The 14797-nt window shown below is 71.6% G+C and carries 16 protein-coding genes and 1 pseudogene; 4 read left to right on the top strand and 13 right to left on the bottom strand.

What is annotated here, in order from left to right; all coding sequences use genetic code 11:
• Window positions 1–112: 112 nt before the first annotated feature.
• The 7 genes from ACFUN8_RS04050 to ACFUN8_RS04020 all read right to left on the bottom strand — a co-directional run bounded on the left by ACFUN8_RS04050 (window position 113) and on the right by ACFUN8_RS04020 (window position 7811).
• Complete coding sequence (locus ACFUN8_RS04050; RefSeq protein WP_383631055.1) at window positions 113–1141, bottom strand: glycoside hydrolase family 6 protein; 1029 nt, start codon at window positions 1139–1141, stop codon at window positions 113–115.
• Between the two features lie 186 nt (window positions 1142–1327).
• Window positions 1328–1999 carry a class F sortase gene (locus tag ACFUN8_RS04045; RefSeq protein WP_383631238.1) on the bottom strand — a complete coding sequence of 224 codons (672 nt, stop codon included), beginning with the start codon at window positions 1997–1999 and terminating at the stop codon, window positions 1328–1330.
• A gap of 124 nt (window positions 2000–2123) precedes the next feature.
• Window positions 2124–2900 carry a hypothetical protein gene (locus ACFUN8_RS04040; RefSeq protein ID WP_383631052.1) on the bottom strand — a complete coding sequence of 259 codons (777 nt, stop codon included), beginning with the start codon at window positions 2898–2900 and terminating at the stop codon, window positions 2124–2126.
• Between the two features lie 113 nt (window positions 2901–3013).
• Window positions 3014–3793, bottom strand: coding sequence for an HAD-IIA family hydrolase (locus ACFUN8_RS04035; protein WP_382563381.1), 780 nt, complete (start codon window positions 3791–3793; stop codon window positions 3014–3016).
• A gap of 224 nt (window positions 3794–4017) precedes the next feature.
• Window positions 4018–5106 carry a 2-aminoethylphosphonate ABC transporter substrate-binding protein gene (locus ACFUN8_RS04030; RefSeq protein WP_383631049.1) on the bottom strand — a complete coding sequence of 363 codons (1089 nt, stop codon included), beginning with the start codon at window positions 5104–5106 and terminating at the stop codon, window positions 4018–4020.
• Window positions 5107–5364: 258 nt separating this feature from the next.
• Complete coding sequence (locus ACFUN8_RS04025; RefSeq protein ID WP_383631045.1) at window positions 5365–6360, bottom strand: hypothetical protein; 996 nt, start codon at window positions 6358–6360, stop codon at window positions 5365–5367.
• A 203-nt stretch (window positions 6361–6563) separates the two neighbouring features.
• A complete protein-coding gene (locus ACFUN8_RS04020; RefSeq protein WP_383631235.1) occupies window positions 6564–7811 on the bottom strand; it encodes an ROK family protein in 1248 nt (415 codons plus the stop codon).
• 128 nt (window positions 7812–7939) lie between these two features.
• Here ACFUN8_RS04020 and ACFUN8_RS04015 point away from each other — a divergent pair, with 128 nt between their 5' ends.
• A complete protein-coding gene (locus ACFUN8_RS04015) occupies window positions 7940–9040 on the top strand; it encodes a Gfo/Idh/MocA family oxidoreductase (protein ID WP_383631042.1) in 1101 nt (366 codons plus the stop codon).
• Window positions 9037–9522: a heme-degrading domain-containing protein gene (locus ACFUN8_RS04010; RefSeq protein WP_382563375.1), complete on the top strand. Its 486-nt coding sequence runs from the start codon at window positions 9037–9039 to the stop codon at window positions 9520–9522. Before ACFUN8_RS04015 ends, ACFUN8_RS04010 begins: the two co-directional genes overlap by 4 nt.
• 152 nt (window positions 9523–9674) lie before the next feature.
• Here the strand turns inward: ACFUN8_RS04010 and ACFUN8_RS04005 are convergent, their stop codons facing one another.
• The 6 genes from ACFUN8_RS04005 to ACFUN8_RS03980 all read right to left on the bottom strand — a co-directional run bounded on the left by ACFUN8_RS04005 (window position 9675) and on the right by ACFUN8_RS03980 (window position 13375).
• Window positions 9675–10268 (bottom strand): disulfide bond formation protein DsbA, encoded by a 594-nt coding sequence (locus tag ACFUN8_RS04005; RefSeq protein ID WP_383631038.1) that lies wholly within the window; start codon window positions 10266–10268, stop codon window positions 9675–9677.
• A 56-nt stretch (window positions 10269–10324) separates the two neighbouring features.
• The gene (locus tag ACFUN8_RS04000) at window positions 10325–11182 is read right to left on the bottom strand and encodes a fumarylacetoacetate hydrolase family protein (RefSeq protein ID WP_383631035.1); all 858 of its coding nucleotides are present in this window, start codon (window positions 11180–11182) and stop codon (window positions 10325–10327) included.
• 171 nt (window positions 11183–11353) lie between these two features.
• Entirely contained in the window at window positions 11354–12118 is a 765-nt protein-coding gene (locus ACFUN8_RS03995; RefSeq protein WP_383631032.1) for a YidC/Oxa1 family membrane protein insertase, read from the bottom strand.
• A gap of 133 nt (window positions 12119–12251) precedes the next feature.
• Window positions 12252–12572 (bottom strand): DUF6412 domain-containing protein, encoded by a 321-nt coding sequence (locus ACFUN8_RS03990; RefSeq protein ID WP_383631029.1) that lies wholly within the window; start codon window positions 12570–12572, stop codon window positions 12252–12254.
• 53 nt (window positions 12573–12625) lie between these two features.
• Window positions 12626–13156 (bottom strand): winged helix-turn-helix transcriptional regulator, encoded by a 531-nt coding sequence (locus tag ACFUN8_RS03985; protein WP_383631026.1) that lies wholly within the window; start codon window positions 13154–13156, stop codon window positions 12626–12628.
• Window positions 13157–13225: 69 nt separating this feature from the next.
• Complete coding sequence (locus ACFUN8_RS03980) at window positions 13226–13375, bottom strand: hypothetical protein (protein WP_383631023.1); 150 nt, start codon at window positions 13373–13375, stop codon at window positions 13226–13228.
• Between ACFUN8_RS03980 and ACFUN8_RS03975 the strand changes: the two are divergent.
• Window positions 13374–13844: pseudogene (locus tag ACFUN8_RS03975) on the top strand (MFS transporter); the annotation flags it as partial. The gene ACFUN8_RS03980 and the pseudogene ACFUN8_RS03975 overlap by 2 nt on opposite strands.
• 25 nt (window positions 13845–13869) lie before the next feature.
• Entirely contained in the window at window positions 13870–14658 is a 789-nt protein-coding gene (locus ACFUN8_RS03970) for an MFS transporter (RefSeq protein WP_383631020.1), read from the top strand.
• Window positions 14659–14797: the final 139 nt, after the last annotated feature.

The raw sequence follows: 14797 nt of genomic DNA, 5'->3' as shown, positions 1-14797 counted from the left end.
GCGTGTGGTGATGGTGGGCGGGCCCGTACTCGTACGGGCCCGCCCACGTCGTACCGCCACTCGCTCCGTGCTGGTCGCTACTTGCTACTCGCTCCGTGCTACTCGCCATCTGCTACTTGGCGTTGCGCGCCAGCTCCAGGGCGTACTCCGGATACCAGTCTCCGGCCTTCGGCCCGCCCTTGCAGTCGCCGTCCGACTCACCCGGGCGCTTGATCCACAGATACGCCTTCACCAGCGGGTCGCCGGTCTTGGTGGTCGGCGGCTCGCCGAGCGCGCGGCCGGGCGGGTTGCACCAGTTCTCGCTCGGATCGCCGCCCGTGTAAGGGCCGTTGCCGTTGCGGCTGGTGTCGATCACGAAGGGCTTGTCGCCGACCTTCGCCGACAGCTTCTTGCCGAACTCCTGGCTCACGTCGGTCGGGAAGAAGTTCGAGACGTTGACCGAGAAGCCGTCCGCCGCGTCGACGCCCGCCCGCTGGAGCGGCTCGAACAGCGCGTCGGGCGACTGCCAGCCCGCGTTGCCCGCGTCCAGGTAGACCGAGGTGGCCGGCTGCTGCTTGAGCCGTTCCACGGCGCCCTTCAGCAGGTCGTAACGCTCCTCGTGGAACTCCTGCGGTGTGCACCCGTCCACCAGGTGCAGCAGCGCGTCCGGCTCCAGCACGACCGTGGCCCGCCGGTCGCCGATGCCCTTGGCGACCTTGTCGACCCACGCCCGGTACGCGTCGCCGTCGGCGGCGCCGCCCTTCGAGAACTGGCCGCAGTCGCGGTGCGGGACGTTGTAGAGGACCAGCAGGGCGTCCCGGTCGGCCTTGGCGGCGGCCTCCGTGTAACCGCGGGCCTCCTCCTCGGGGTTGTCCGGGCCGATCCACTCGCCGACGGGCTGCGAGGCGATCTTCTTGATGAGGCCGGCGTTCTTGTCGTCGCCGTCCTTCGTGTAGTCGGCGACCTGCTTGGCCGCGTTGCCGTCGGGGTTCACCCAGTACGGGTCGGTCGCCTTCGGCTGCTGGCTCGACGCGGCGTTCTTCTCGCCCTTGTCCTCGCCGTCGGAGGAACAGCCCGCGATCAGCAGCGCCGCTCCTGTGGCCGTCGCGCACGCCGTCACTCTCAGACTGCGACGCTCGCGACCGGAATTACTGCCGTACATCCACTCCCCCTCGGTGCCCGTTCGTCGGAGCCGCCCCCCAGGCGCCTCGATCCTGCCCTGCCTGCCGCCTGCGCCTGCCCGGACAAGACCGGTCGAATCTCCATCCTGGCACAGAGGCCGGGGCCGTAACGGCGGTCGTTCGGCTTCGTGTGCGAGCTGTGACAGCGGGGCCGCGGGGAGGCCGGCTCAGCCATCGTGACGTGCCTCTTTCACATCGGTGAGGTACGCCGAGACGACCACGTTCGCCGTGTACGTACGGCTCTTGCGGTCGAAGGTCCCGCCGCAGGTGATCAGCCGCAGTTCGGCGCGGTCCGGCTCGTGGGGGCCGTACACCTTCCGCGCGTCGAACTTCTCCCGCGGGTAGACCTTCACGTCGTCGATGGTGAACTCGGCGACCGAGCCGTCGGTCCGGGTCACCCGGACCTTCTCGCCGGGCCGGGCCGCGCTCAGACCGTAGAAGACGGCGGGTTCGGTGCGGGTGTCGACGTGGCCGACGAAGAGCGCGGTGCCCGTGGCGCCGGGCCGGGCGCCGCTGCCGTACCAGCCGACGGTCCCGGGCCGTTCGTACGGCGGCGGCTCGACCGCCCCGGTGACGTCGAGACCGCGCGAGACGACCGGCGCCTTTATGCCGACGGAGGGGACGTCCACGCGGCGCGGTTCGGCGGGCTCCGGCGAGTCGTGGGCCGCCGGGGGCCGCTGCTCCATCGGGCGACCGACGGCGGCGACGTCGCCGGTCATGGGCGAGGAGGTGCCGACGAGTCCGTCGGCACCCCAGCCCCAGAGGCCGAGCAGCAGCACGGCCCAGGCGACGCCGGTGAGCAGTCGGCCCGAACCGGTCGGGCGGTGGGTGGTCGGCATCTCGGCCATGTCGGTCTTCTCCGCCGTCTCAGTCGTCTCGGTCGTCTCGGTCGTCTCGGTTGTCTCGGTTGTTCAGTCGTCTCGGTCGTCTCGTCGGCTCAGTCGTCTCGGTCGGACGGTCGTCTCAGTCGGAGTCCCGCGCGGCGGAACGCCTCCGACGCGCGCTGCGGACGGCCACGGCCACGGCGGCGACGCCGGCGAGGACGAGACCGATCACGGTGTGCGGGGTGCTGGGGCCCGCCTCGTCGGCGGCCACGGCGGTGCCGGTCCTGCCGCCGCCACCGGCGCGGACGGGCGCGACGGGCGAGGCGGAGGTGCGTTCGGCCTCAGGCTTGGCGGACGCCTTGACGGACGCCTTGACGGACGCCTTGACGGACGCCTTGACGGAGGGCTTGACGGAGGGCTTGAGGGAGGGCTTGATGGGGGGCTTCGGCTCGGCGGAAGCCTTCGTGGAGGGCTTCACGGAGGGCTTCACGGACCGCTTGGGGGAAGCCTTCGAGGAGGGCTTCGTGGAGGGCTTGGCGGACGGCTTCGGCTTGGGCTTCGGGTCGTGGTCCACCTCGAAGACCGCCGCGCCCTGGTGGTCGTGTCCGTCGCACCAGACGTCGACCTCGTACCTGCCGTCCTCGGTCGACGACTTGATCTTCGCCTCACCGCGCAGAGCGCCACGGCCCGCCAGCTCGGAGTCGGCGACGAAGACATCGGACCGCGCGGCCACCGAGCGGGGGTTCTCACAGCCCGTGACCTTGATCTTCACCTCACCGCCGGGGCGGACGGGGGACGGCGTGACCGTCGCCTTCACGGAGTCGTGGGCGTCGGCGGCGGTGGTACCGAGGACGGGCACCGCCACCATGGCGGCGACCAGTCCGGCGGCACGGAGAGCGAGCAAGCCTGAACGCATCGTGAACCTCCTGATGAAGGAAGCCTCACGCGTCCGGCCGGATCCCGCATCCGCAGCGGGCCTCGGAAAGCCCCGTACACGGCTGTGACCAGCGAGTACTCAGTCAGATCCGGTCAGATCAGATCCACCAGATCGGCGATCGAGTCGACGATCGTGGAGGGCCGGAACGGATAGCGGTCGACATCGGCCGGCTTTGTCAGACCGGTCAGCACCAGGAAGGTCTCCATCCCGGCCTCCAGACCCGCCAGGACGTCGGTGTCCATCCGGTCGCCGATCATCGCGCTGGTCTCGGAGTGGGCGCCGATGGCGTTCAGCCCGGTGCGCATCATCAGCGGATTCGGCTTGCCCGCGAAGTACGGGTCCTTGCCGGTCGCCTTGGTGATCAGCGCGGCGACGGAACCGGCGGCGGGCAGCGGCCCCTCGGCCGACGGGCCCGTCTCGTCGGGGTTGGTGCAGATGAAGCGGGCGCCGTCGTTGATCAGCCGGATCGCCTTGGTGAGGGATTCGAAGCTGTACGTGCGGGTCTCGCCGAGCACCACGTAGTCCGGGTCGTGGTCCGTGAGGATGTAGCCGATGTCGTGCAGCGCGGTGGTGAGACCGGCCTCGCCGATGACGTACGCGGTGCCGCCGGGGCGCTGGACGTCCAGGAACTTGGCGGTCGCGAGCGCCGAGGTCCAGATGTTGTCGACGGGCACGGCGAGCCCCATCCGGGAGAGCCGGGCCTGGAGGTCGCGCGGGGTGTAGATGGAGTTGTTGGTGAGGACGAGGAAGGGCTTGCCGGAGTCCCGCAGCCGCTTGATGAAGGCTTCGGCGCCGGGGATGGGGGTGCCTTCGTGGACGAGGACACCGTCCATGTCGGTGAGCCAGGATTCGATCGGCTTGCGCTCTGACATGTGACGGACTCCTGCCGTACGCAGTGTGCTGGTGGTGCCGCGGGCACTGCTCCGTGCCGCTCGGCGACCCCAGCCTAATCAGGTGGGGATGATCCCGGCTCTCGGGAGGCGCGGCGGGGCGCGTACGGCACGGGGCCGGGGCGCGGCCGGGGCGCGTACAGGACGGGCGGGGACGCGGCAGATCAGGGCGCGGCGGATCGGGACGAGGCCGATCGGGCAGGCCGTCAGTTGCCGGTGGCCGTCTTCCAGGAGGCGACGTAGCTGTCGAGCTTGGGCTCGATGCGCTCCCAGTTGGGCTCGAAGAGCGTGACACCGTCGATCAGCCTGGCCAGCTCGATGGCGTTCTCGTCCATGGGTCTGACGTCCGTACGCGCGGGGAAGCCGCCGCCGATGCCGCTGACCTGCTTCTGGGCCTTCTCGGTGAGCATGTAGTTCAGCAGCTTCCTGCCGTTCGCGCTGTGCGGAGCGCCGTCCACGACACCGGCTCCGTAGTACATGGCGAACGTGGTCGGCTTGCCGCCCTCCTTCGCCGGGAACCAGATCGCGATGTTCGACAGGGTCTTGGACTGGTCGAAGTTCGTCTGGACGTCACCGTTCGCGACGAGGATCTCGCCCTTGTCGACCTTCGCCGCGAGCTTGAAGGTGGAGGGGGTGGGGCCGACGTTGTTCTCTTCGAGCTTCCGCAGATAGTCCATGGCCGGCTTCTCGCCGCCGAAGTCCTGCATGGCCTTGATGAGAAGGCCCGTGCCGTCGCCGGCGACTCCGGGGGTCGAGTACTGGAGCTTGTCCTTGTACTGGGGGTCCAGCAGCTCCTCCCAGGTGGCCGGAGGGTCCGTCAGTTCCTTCTTGTTGTATATGAAGCCGAAGTAGTTGTTGACGACCGACGTCCACCGGTTGTCGGCGGACTTCCCCGAACCGTGCACCTTGTCCGAGCCCTTGGGGTCGTACGACGCCAACACCCCTTTGCGCTCTGCGTGTTGGATGTACGGCGGCAGGGCGACCAGGAGATCGGCGCGCGGGTCGTCCTTCTCGCGGATGGCCCGGTCCACCATCTCGCCGGAACCGCCCTCCTCGTACTTCACCTTGATGCCGGTGTCCTTCTCGAAGTCGGCGAAGACCTTGTCGTACCAGCCGTCGTCCTCGACGCCCTTGAGCCCGTCGGCGCTGTAGACGGTGACGACGTTCCCCTCCGAACCGCCCGAACCGCCGCCGCAGCCGGCGAGCGAGGCGGTGAGGACGAGGCTGCCGGCGACGGCGATGAACGGGGTTCGACTGCTTCTGGAGGTGAGGGAGTTGAGGGAATTGCGGGGCATGACGGCTCGTATCTCCTAGCGGGAGGTGGCTCGGGGCGGGGCCGAGCTGTGTCCCGTACCGCTGTGCACAGACACGCCCGTTCACCACCCGTAGATCACATAGGGACCCGCGGAAATGTCGATGTCGAGGACCACGCACGCGACTTCGTGGGTCGCGGGTGGCCGGACTCCAGATTCGCTTCGTTCAGGCCCAGGACGAGCACGAGAGTACCGCTCACCGCGCGGCCTGGCAGCGCCCGCGCAAGGATCGAGACAGGGTCAGGGGCGGTTACGGGGGCGGCGGAGGCCGACGACCAGGGCGACACCGGCGAGGACCAGCACGGCGGCGGCGACGGCGGGGCCGGCGAGGGAGCCTGAACCGGTGTCGGCGAGTGCGCCGATGCCGAGGGGAGCCGAAGGCTCCTTGCCGCTCTCGGAGTTGGGGGTGGGGCCCGGGGACGCGTCGCGGGTGGCGTCGCCGGTCGGGTCGGGAGTACGGCGCCGGTCATCGGTGCCTGTGCCGGTGCCGGTGCTTGTGCCTTCGCTGGGGGTGCGGTCCGTGTCGCCGTCCGTGTCGGGTGCTGTGCCGGGGTCCGTACGCGCGTCTGTACCGCTTACGGAGAAGCGGTAGTCGTTCGACTCCCCCACCCAGTCGCCGTCACCGCCGCGCCGCTGCACCGTCGCCGCGTTCGCCACGACCTTGTTGGCGTCGGCCGCGGCCGTGAAGGCCAGCCTCGCACGCACCGTGACGGTCCGTCGGGCCGGAACGGCGAAGCCCGGGAAGCCGCCTTCGAGGACGGCGATCGTCTCGTCCTCGTCCGACTTCTCCAGCGACATGGTCCGCCATTCGCCCTTGTCGTCGGTGAGTTGGAGCCGGACCTGGTCCGCGGTGAGGGACCGGTGCCGGTCGCTGAGAACGATGACCGGGTGGATGTTGTGGCATGCCTCGTCGGTGCTGTTGCTGAGATCGATGGACCAGGTACCCGGCCGGCCGCCGGGGCTGTATTCGGCGGGGCCGCCATGGATGCGCGTGTCGATGGGGAAGTCCGGGTCGGACGCCTTGCCGCAGCTCGGCTGCCGGTCGGCCCCGGGGCCGGGGCCCGCCCCGCCGCTCGCGTCCGCGTCCACGCGTGCGTCCGCGCCCGCGCCCAGCTCCGGCACGGTGGCGTTCGCGGGCAGCGCGGCGGGCAGGATCGTGCCGACGGTGACACCGACAGCTCCGATGACTCCAAGGATTCCGGTGACAAGGGCGGGGCGCAGTCGCATGGATCGCATGGGGGACCTTTGCTGATCGCGAAGAGGTCGGGGCAGTCGAGACGGTCGGGGAGGTCGGGGCAGTCGAGACGGTCGGGGAGGTCGGGGCAGTCGGGGCATGGGGGACGGCCCCGACGCTGCCACGGGCCGACCGCCGGACCGGGTAGCCACGTCCAGCTACGGTCCGAAGATCGTACGAATACGCCCCAACGGCCCCGCCTCCCTCAGGCGCGCACCGGCCCTCGCCCGAAGACCCGCGCGTGCCCGAACACCGGCGCGAGCACCAGTTGCGCCGCGCCCTCGGCGACCGGATGGGTGCCGCCGTCGGCCATGGCCACCGGGACCACGGGGCCGCGCGCACGCTCTTCGAGTACGGCTCCGACTCCCGTCACGAACGTTTCCTCGGCGGCGGCGACCGCCCGGCCACCGAGCAGCACCCGGTCGATGTCGAGCAGCCCGACCAGGTTCGCGGCCCCGGCGCCCAGCACCCGCGCGGCCTCCGCCAGGTCCCCGCGCGCGACCGCCGCCATGCAGAGCGCCTCGATGCAGCCTCGGTTCCCGCAGTCGCACGGCGGCCCGTCGAGCTGGATGACCTGGTGCCCGAACTCGCCGGCCCCGGTGCGGTCGCCCCGGTAGAGGGCGCCGCCGAGTACGAGGCCGGCGCCCAGGCCCGTACCGAGGTGGAGGTACGCGAACGAGTCACCGGGCCCGCGCAGCGCGAGGCCGAGGGCGGCGGCGTTGGTGTCCTTGTCGAGGACGACGGGCAGGCCGAGGCGGGCGGCGAGCGCGTCGCGCAGCGGGAAGCCGTCCCACCGGGGGAAGCCGGTGACGCGCCCGAGCACTCCGGCGGTGTGGTCGAGCGGGCCGGGGAGGGCGACCCCGACGCCCAGCAGCCTGCCGGGGCCGGCGGGGCTCGCCGAGTCGGCCGGGTCGGCGGCCCGGTCCGTCGCGCCCGCCGTGCCGACCGCGCCTGCTGCACCGGCCGCACCGGCCAGATCCGCCGTGCCTGAAGCGTCCGCGTGCCGCTCCGCCTCCGCCCGTACCGACTCCACCTGCGCCGCAGCGGTCTCGACTACCTCGGCCGCTCCGGCGCCCAGGTCGAACGGTGCCGTACGGACCGCGACCGGCGTGCCCGCCAGGTCGACCACGACGGCCGTCAGCTCGTCGCGGTCCAGATGGAGGCCCACGGCGTGCGCGGCGGAGGGGACCAGGCACAGGACGGTCCGGGGTTTGCCGCCGGTGGACGCCCGTTGGCCGGCGCCGGCCGCCAGGCCCTCCGTACGGAGTCTGGCCGTGATCTTGCTGACCGCCTGCGGGGTGAGGCCGGTGGACTCGGCGAGTTCCAGGCGGCTGATGCCGCCCTCCCCCGCCGTACGGAGCAGGTCGAGCACCAGCGCGGAGTTGTGGCTGCGCAGCGACGGCAGATTCGCGCCGGTGTGCGGGCCCGGGTTCGTGCCGGTACGGATCCCCACCTCCACGCGCGCGCTCCTGCCCCTGTCGCCGTCACTGTCGCTGTCGCTGCCGCTGTTTCCACTGTTGCCCACGGTGTCATTGTCACGCCCGCTTGCACTATGGCAACACCGTTGCTTAAGTGGAACGCATGACTGGCACCGGTACCCCTCTGCGCGTCGCACTCGTGGGCTACGGCCTCGCGGGCTCCGTCTTCCACGCCCCGCTGATCTCCGCGACCGAGGACCTCGTCCTCGACACGGTCGTCACCTCGAACCCCGAGCGCCAGGCGCAGGCGCGTGGCGAGTTCCCCGACGTCCGTTTCGCCGTGTCACCGGACGAGCTGTGGGAGCGGGCCGACGAGCTGGACCTGGTCGTGATCGCGTCGCCGAACAAGACGCACGTCCCGATCGCGACGGCCGCGCTGAAGGCCGGTCTGCCGGTGGTCGTGGACAAGCCGATCGCCGGTACCGCCGCCGCCGCGCGCGACCTGGCCGCTCTCGCGGAGGAGCGGGGCCTGCTGCTCTCCGTCTTCCAGAACCGCCGCTGGGACAACGACTTCCTGACTCTGGCCCGCCTCGTCGCGGGCGGCGAGCTGGGCGACGTACAGCGCTTCGAATCGCGCTTCGAGCGGTGGCGGCCACAGACCAAGGGCGGCTGGCGCGAGTCCGGGGTGCCGGAAGAGATCGGAGGACTGCTGTACGACCTGGGCAGTCACGTCGTGGACCAGGCGCTGGCGCTGTTCGGTCCGGCGGCGCTGGTGTACGCGGAGTCCGACGTACGCAGGCCCGGTGCGGCGGCCGACGACGACACGTTCATCGCGATCACGCACACGAGCGGAGTCCGCTCGCATCTGTACGTCAGCGCCACCACGGCCCAACTCGGCCCGCGCTTCCGGGTGCTGGGCTCGAAGGCGGGCTATGTGAAGTACGGCCTGGATCCCCAGGAGGCCGACCTGCGGGACGGCAAGCGGCCCAACACCAAGGAAACGGCCGGAAATTGGGGTACGGAGCCCGAGTCCCTGTGGGGCCGGCTCGGGGCCGGCGAGTCTCCGGCGACGGGTGGCGGCCACCCGGTGGAGAGCACGCCCGGTGATTACCCGGCGTTCTACGCGGGCGTGGCACGGGCACTGCGCGACGGTACGGCGCCGCCGGTGACGGCGCACGAGGCCGCCGCCGCGCTGGACGTCCTGGAGGCGGCCCGCCGCTCCGCGCGCGAAGGCGTCACGGTCACGGTCGGAGCCTCGTCATGACGGCGGCCCAGGGCCGGTCCCTGCCGACGGTGGCCGAACTGGAGGCGCAGGAGGCCCGGTTGGTCCTGCCGCACTTCACCTACGACGACGCGTGGGCGCTCGGGAGCCTGCTGGTCGAGCTGTCGCGCGAGCGCGAGGCGCCGGTCGCGATCGACATTCGGCGGGGCGGCCAGCAGTTGTTCCACTGCGCGCTGCCGGGCTCGTCGGTGGACAACGGCGCCTGGATCGACCGCAAGCGGCGGGTGGTCGAGCGGTACGGCGCGAGTTCGTTCCTGGTCGGTACGCGCTTCCGCGCCAAGGGCAGCACGTTCGAGGACTCCTCGCGGCTGGACCCGGACCGGTACGCGGCCCACGGCGGCTCGTTCCCGATCACGGTGCGGGGAGCGGGAGTTGTCGGCACGGTGACGGTCTCGGGTCTGCCGCAGGAGGAGGACCACGCGCTGGTGGTGGAGGCCCTGGAGCGGACGCTGGAGCGGATGTAGCCCAGCAGTCCAGCTGGGCCGTGCGCGAGAAGTCCCGCCCGGGTTGCCCGGGTGCCCGGGTTGCCCGGTTGCCCGGTTGCCCGGGTGATGCCGACTCGGGCGCGGGCGCGGGCTCGCGCTCGCGCTCATACGCGTGCCCGTGCCCGTGCTCGTCAGGTTTTGATCTCGCGGAAGCCCGGGACGCTCGCGACGAGGAGCGTCCCGTCCCACAGTCGCAGCGCGTCGTCGGGCGCCGGTGTCTCGGTGACGACCGGGCCGAAGAAGGCGTGCCTGGTCCCGGAGGGGTGGGTGACGGCCAGGATCGGCGTACCCACCTCCCCCACGACCAGGCTCATCGCTTCGGCGTGCGAGGCGCGCAGGGCCGCGTCGTGGTCGGTGGACAGGCCCGCCACGGCCAGCTCCACCGGCAGCTCCGCGACGCTCAGGGCCTCGGCGATGTCGCCCATCCACTCGCGCCGTCCGCCGTCCTCGGCGGTCCACAGCGCGTCGTAGAACCTGCCGAGCGCCGTGTGCCCGTGCGCCGTCACGATCGCGGCGCAGACGCGGGCGGGGATCCAGAGGTAGCCCTCCTCGTCGCCCTCGGGGTCGACGTCCTTGCCCTCGTTCAGGATGGACAGGCTCATCACGCGCCAGTGGATGTCGATCGGTCGCTGTTCGGCGACGCCGACGATCCACGAGGCGGTGACGCGGCTGAGCGGGCAGGCGGGGTCGAACCAGAAGTCGACGGTGCTTCGCTCCGTAACCATCGAAGTGCCCTCTCTCGTCGGCCCGACCCCGTCAAACCGCCTCGCGGCACGGCGAGTTACGCGTCCTTGAGTTCCTGGCGCTGCCGCCCCAGTCCGTCGATCTCCAGCTCGACCACGTCCCCCGCCCGCAGGTACGGCTTCGGCTCCGGCTGTCCGAGAGCCACACCCGCCGGCGTACCGGTGTTGATGACATCACCGGGGTAGAGCGTCATGAACTGGCTGACGTAGCGCACCACTTCGGCCACCGGGAAGATCTGCTCGGCCGTCGTCCCGTTCTGCTTCCGCTCCCCGTTGACGGACAGCTTGAGCGACAGCGCCTGCGGGTCCGGCACCTCGTCGGCCGTCACGAGCCACGGGCCGAGCGGGTTGAACGTCTCGCAGTTCTTGCCCTTGTCCCACTGGCCGCCGCGCTCGATCTGGAACTCGCGCTCGGAGACGTCGTGGGAGACGGCGTAGCCCGCGACGTGCGCCAGGGCCTCCTCGTGGGACTCCAGATAGCGGGCGGTGCGGCCGATGACGACGGCCAGCTCCACCTCCCAGTCGGTCTTGACGCTCTTGCGCGGTACGAGGACGGTGTCGTCCGGGCCGACCACGGTGTCCGGGGCCTTGAAGAAGATGATCGGCTCGGACGGGATGTCCGCGCCCGTCTCGCGCGCGTGGTCGTGGTAGTTCAGCCCGATGCACACGATCTTGCCGATCCGGCCGACGGGCGGCCCGGTGCGCAGTCCGGCGGGGTCGACGACGGGCAGTTCGCCGGACGCGGCGGCGGCCCGTACCCGGTCCAGCGCGGCCTCGTCGGCGAGCAGTTCGCCGTCGATGTCCTTGACCAGTGCGGACAGGTCCCGCAGGGTCCCGTCCTGGTCGAGCAGCGCCGGGCGCTCCGCACCCGCCGTACCGACACGCAGCAGCTTCATGGTCTTGTATCTCCCTCTGGTCGAGCGGATCGACCTGGTCGAGCGGGGCATCCGCCGACGGGTTGCGGCCGTCGGGGGATTGGCCGATCCTCCAAGACATCGGATCACTCCGCAAGACCCCGTTCACACCCTGGACCGTGGGCGCCTCGCGGAGACCATCACCGGGAACCGCTACGCGGCGGTGGCCAGCGCCCCCGCCGCCGGGGCGTCGCGGTAGAGGAAGGCCCGTTCGACGGCGGTCCATGTGGTGCTTGTCACGACGTACAGCGCGGCGGCCAGCGGCACCACGCCCACCGTGATGATCGTCGCGAACGACATGAGCGGCATCAGCTTGGTCATCGCGCCCATGCCGGGCATCTGCTGCCCGTCCGGGCCGGCCGTCGGCGTCGGCATGGCGGCCATCTGCCGCTTCGTACGCCGGTAGTTGAAGGTGGCGACGGCCAGGACGACGACGAACAGCGCGACGTACACGAGGCCCGCTCCCCCGAAGATCCCGCCGTCGGCGAGTGCGTCCTTCCAGCGGTCGCCGAGGGGCGCGGCGCCGAGGGAGTGGCCGAGCAGTTCGTTCGGCTCGCCGCCGATCCGCCGGCTGGAGAAGAGGTGGTACATCAGGAAGAACGCGGGCAGCTGGAGCAGGCTCGGCAGGCAGCCCGAGAGCGGCGAGACCTGCTCCTTCTTGTGCAGCTCCATGATCGCCTTCTGGAGGCGTTCGGGGTTCTTGGAGTGCTTCTTGCGCAGCACGGCGATCTGCGGCGAGAGCTTGGTGCGGGCCTTCTGGCCACGGGCCGCCGCCCGCGAGAGCGGGTGGACGGCGAGCCGTACACAGGCGGTGAAGAGGATGATCGCCGCGGCGGTCGCGCCCCCTTGGAAGAGGGGGTGGAGCAGGTCGGCGATGTGCCCGACCAGGGAGGCGAAGCCGGACAGGAAGACGGACATGGGTGAGCCCTCCGAGGGTCTCGTCGTGCCGGATGGGATGCGCGGCGCCGGTGATGGGCACGGCGCGGCTCGGCATGACGACCCGCGTGGGAGTCGATCGCTCAGGGGGTGGGACTGGCGGCTGGCGAAGGCCCTACGCGGTCGTCGGAACGCGACGACCGGGGGCTCGGGGCCTGGTGCGGCCTCGTGCGTCGGGATCTCGCTGCGGCAGGAAGGCCGTGCGCTGCTCGCGGTCGCGGATCGCGGTACGGACCCGGGTGGGCGGTACGGCGGGGGCGCACCGGGCCGAGATGGCGGCGGAGGCGGCGAACGCGGTGGAGGCCGCTGCGGTGGCGGCGAGGGCGACGGCGGCGGAGAGGCTGCCGGCGTCGACGAGCAGGATCTGGACGAGGCCGAAGAGCAGGAAGAACAGGAGGGCGGCGGAGCGCAGCGGCGGAGTCGCGCGTCGTTTCATGCCCTGCCCCTCCCTACTGTCTCGTCCTCGGTCTGCTCACACCCTCCCAGCCGTTATACACGATCGGTTTCGATGGGCAGAAGCAGACGTCGGGGGGCGAGCAGTGCCCGGCTCACCGGATTGTCGGGCTCCGGATCGAGTCCGCGGCCCGGCAGCATCCGCACGTCGCGCGGCGGTACGGCCGTGCCGCAGGCCGGGCACTCGCCGTAGGAGCCCAGTTCGGTCCCGCAGGTGGCGTGCGTGAACACCCGCATCGGGAGGACGCCTTCGATGTGTTCGCGGCCCCAGAGGCCGAGGGAGCGCAGGACGGGCCAGAGGGCGATGCCGCGCTCCGTCAGGACGTACTCGTCGCGCGGCGGCGACTCCTGATAGCGCCGCTTCTCCAGGATGCCGGCCTCCTCCAGCCTCTTGAGGCGGGTGGCGAGGACGGCGCGGGGGACGCCGAGGTGGGTGAGGAAGTCGTTGTAGCGGCGCACTCCGTAGAAGGCGTCGCGGACGACGAGCAGTGTCCAGCGCTCGCCGACGACCTCCAGTGCTCGGGCGATCGAGCACTGCTGGGCGGAGTAGTCCTTGCCGAGGGCCATGACCTCAGCTTAACCAATTCAAGGTTCGGTGAACGAACTCACCATGTTACGGTCAATCCACTCCTGAGTTCATTCACCGAACCTTGAAAGGCGGCATCTCGCCATGTCCTCCACGCCCGTGGCCGCGAGCCCCGCCGCCTCCACCACCACCCGCGGTGCCGGGCCCGCCGCCGGTGCCACGCTCGCCGTCACCAGCGCGGCGACGACCGTCGCGCTCATGAACTACACCGTCCCGATGCTCACGCTCCCCGACCTCACCGCCGACTTCGGCACCGCGATATCCGCCCAGGCGTGGCTCCTCAACGGCGCCCCGCTCGGCCTCGCGGCCCTCCTGCTGGTCGCGGGCAGCCTCGCCGACGACTACGGCCGCCGCAGACTCTTCCTCGCGGGCACCCTCGGCCTCGCGCTCACCACCGGACTCGGCGCACTGGCCGGCTCCACCCTCACCTTCACCCTCGCCCGTATCGCGCAGGGCGCCTCCAGCGCCGCGATCATCGCCAGCAGCCTCGGACTCCTCGTGCACGCCTTCCCGGCCGGGCCGGGGCGGATCAGGGCCACCGGCGTCTGGGGAGCGTTCGTCAGCGCGGGAATCGCTGCCGGGCCGCTGCTCGCCGGGGCGCTGGGTACGTACGGCTGGCAGCAGCCGTACGCCGTACTCGCCACGGCCTCCCTCGTCATCGCGGTCCTCGCCTTCCGCACGCTCGCCGAATCCCGTGCTCCGCGGCCGGCCCGACCTGGCGGGCGCGGTCGTGCTCGGCGCGGCCATGACCGCGCTGCTGAGCGCGCTGACGCTGGGCCGCGACGGGTGGCTGTGTACGCCCGTCGTCCTGCTGCTGGTGGCCGCCGCCGTACTGACCGGCGTCTTCGCCGCCGTGGAGCGGCGCGGCGGCGCTCCCCTGATCGACCTGCGGCTGCTGGGCCGACGGCCCTTCCAGGCGGCCACGTCGGGCGCGCTGTTCACGGGGCTGGCGGTGATCGGGCTGTTCAGCTACCTGCCGGCGCTGCTCATGCGGACGCTCGGCATCTCCCCGATGGGCGCGGCGGGACTCTTCGTCCTCTGGTCGGGCACGGCCTTCCTGGTCGCGCTCCAGACCCGCCGCCTCGCGGGCCGCGTGGCGGCCCGCCACCAACTGGCCCTGGGCTTCGCCCTGCACGCGGCCGGCGCCCTGTCGATGCTGGGCGCGGTGGGCGCGGGATCGTGGGGCCGGCTGGTGCCGGGTCTCCTCGTCGCGGGCATCGGCAGCGGCCTGCTGAACGCCGCGCTGCCCCGTCTGTCGGTCGAGTCCGTCCCCCAGGAACGCGCGGCGATGGGCTCGGGCGCGAACAACACGGCCCGCTACCTCGGCTCGGCGGCGGGAGTCGCCCTGATGATCGCGGTGGCGACCTCGGCGGCCACCCCGGAGCACGGCACGGACCTGGCGATCCTGGTGTCGGCGGGGGTGACGGTGCTGGGGGCGGCGCTGGTGCTGGCGCTACGGGAGCGGCGGCAGCCCGCGCGGTGACGAGCGCGACCCTCCCTCGTAGGCCCGCGTACGTACGAGCGCGGCCCACCGCTGCTCGTACGCAAAGAGCCCCCTCCCCCTCCCCTCTCGCCCTCCCTCCGAACCCTCTACGCCCTCTCCCCGAAGGCCCTCCGCCTCG

The sequence above is a fragment of the Streptomyces sp. NPDC057307 genome (assembly GCF_042667665.1).
Classification (GTDB): domain Bacteria; phylum Actinomycetota; class Actinomycetes; order Streptomycetales; family Streptomycetaceae; genus Streptomyces.
This window is presented reverse-complemented; position numbering and strand designations above follow the sequence as displayed.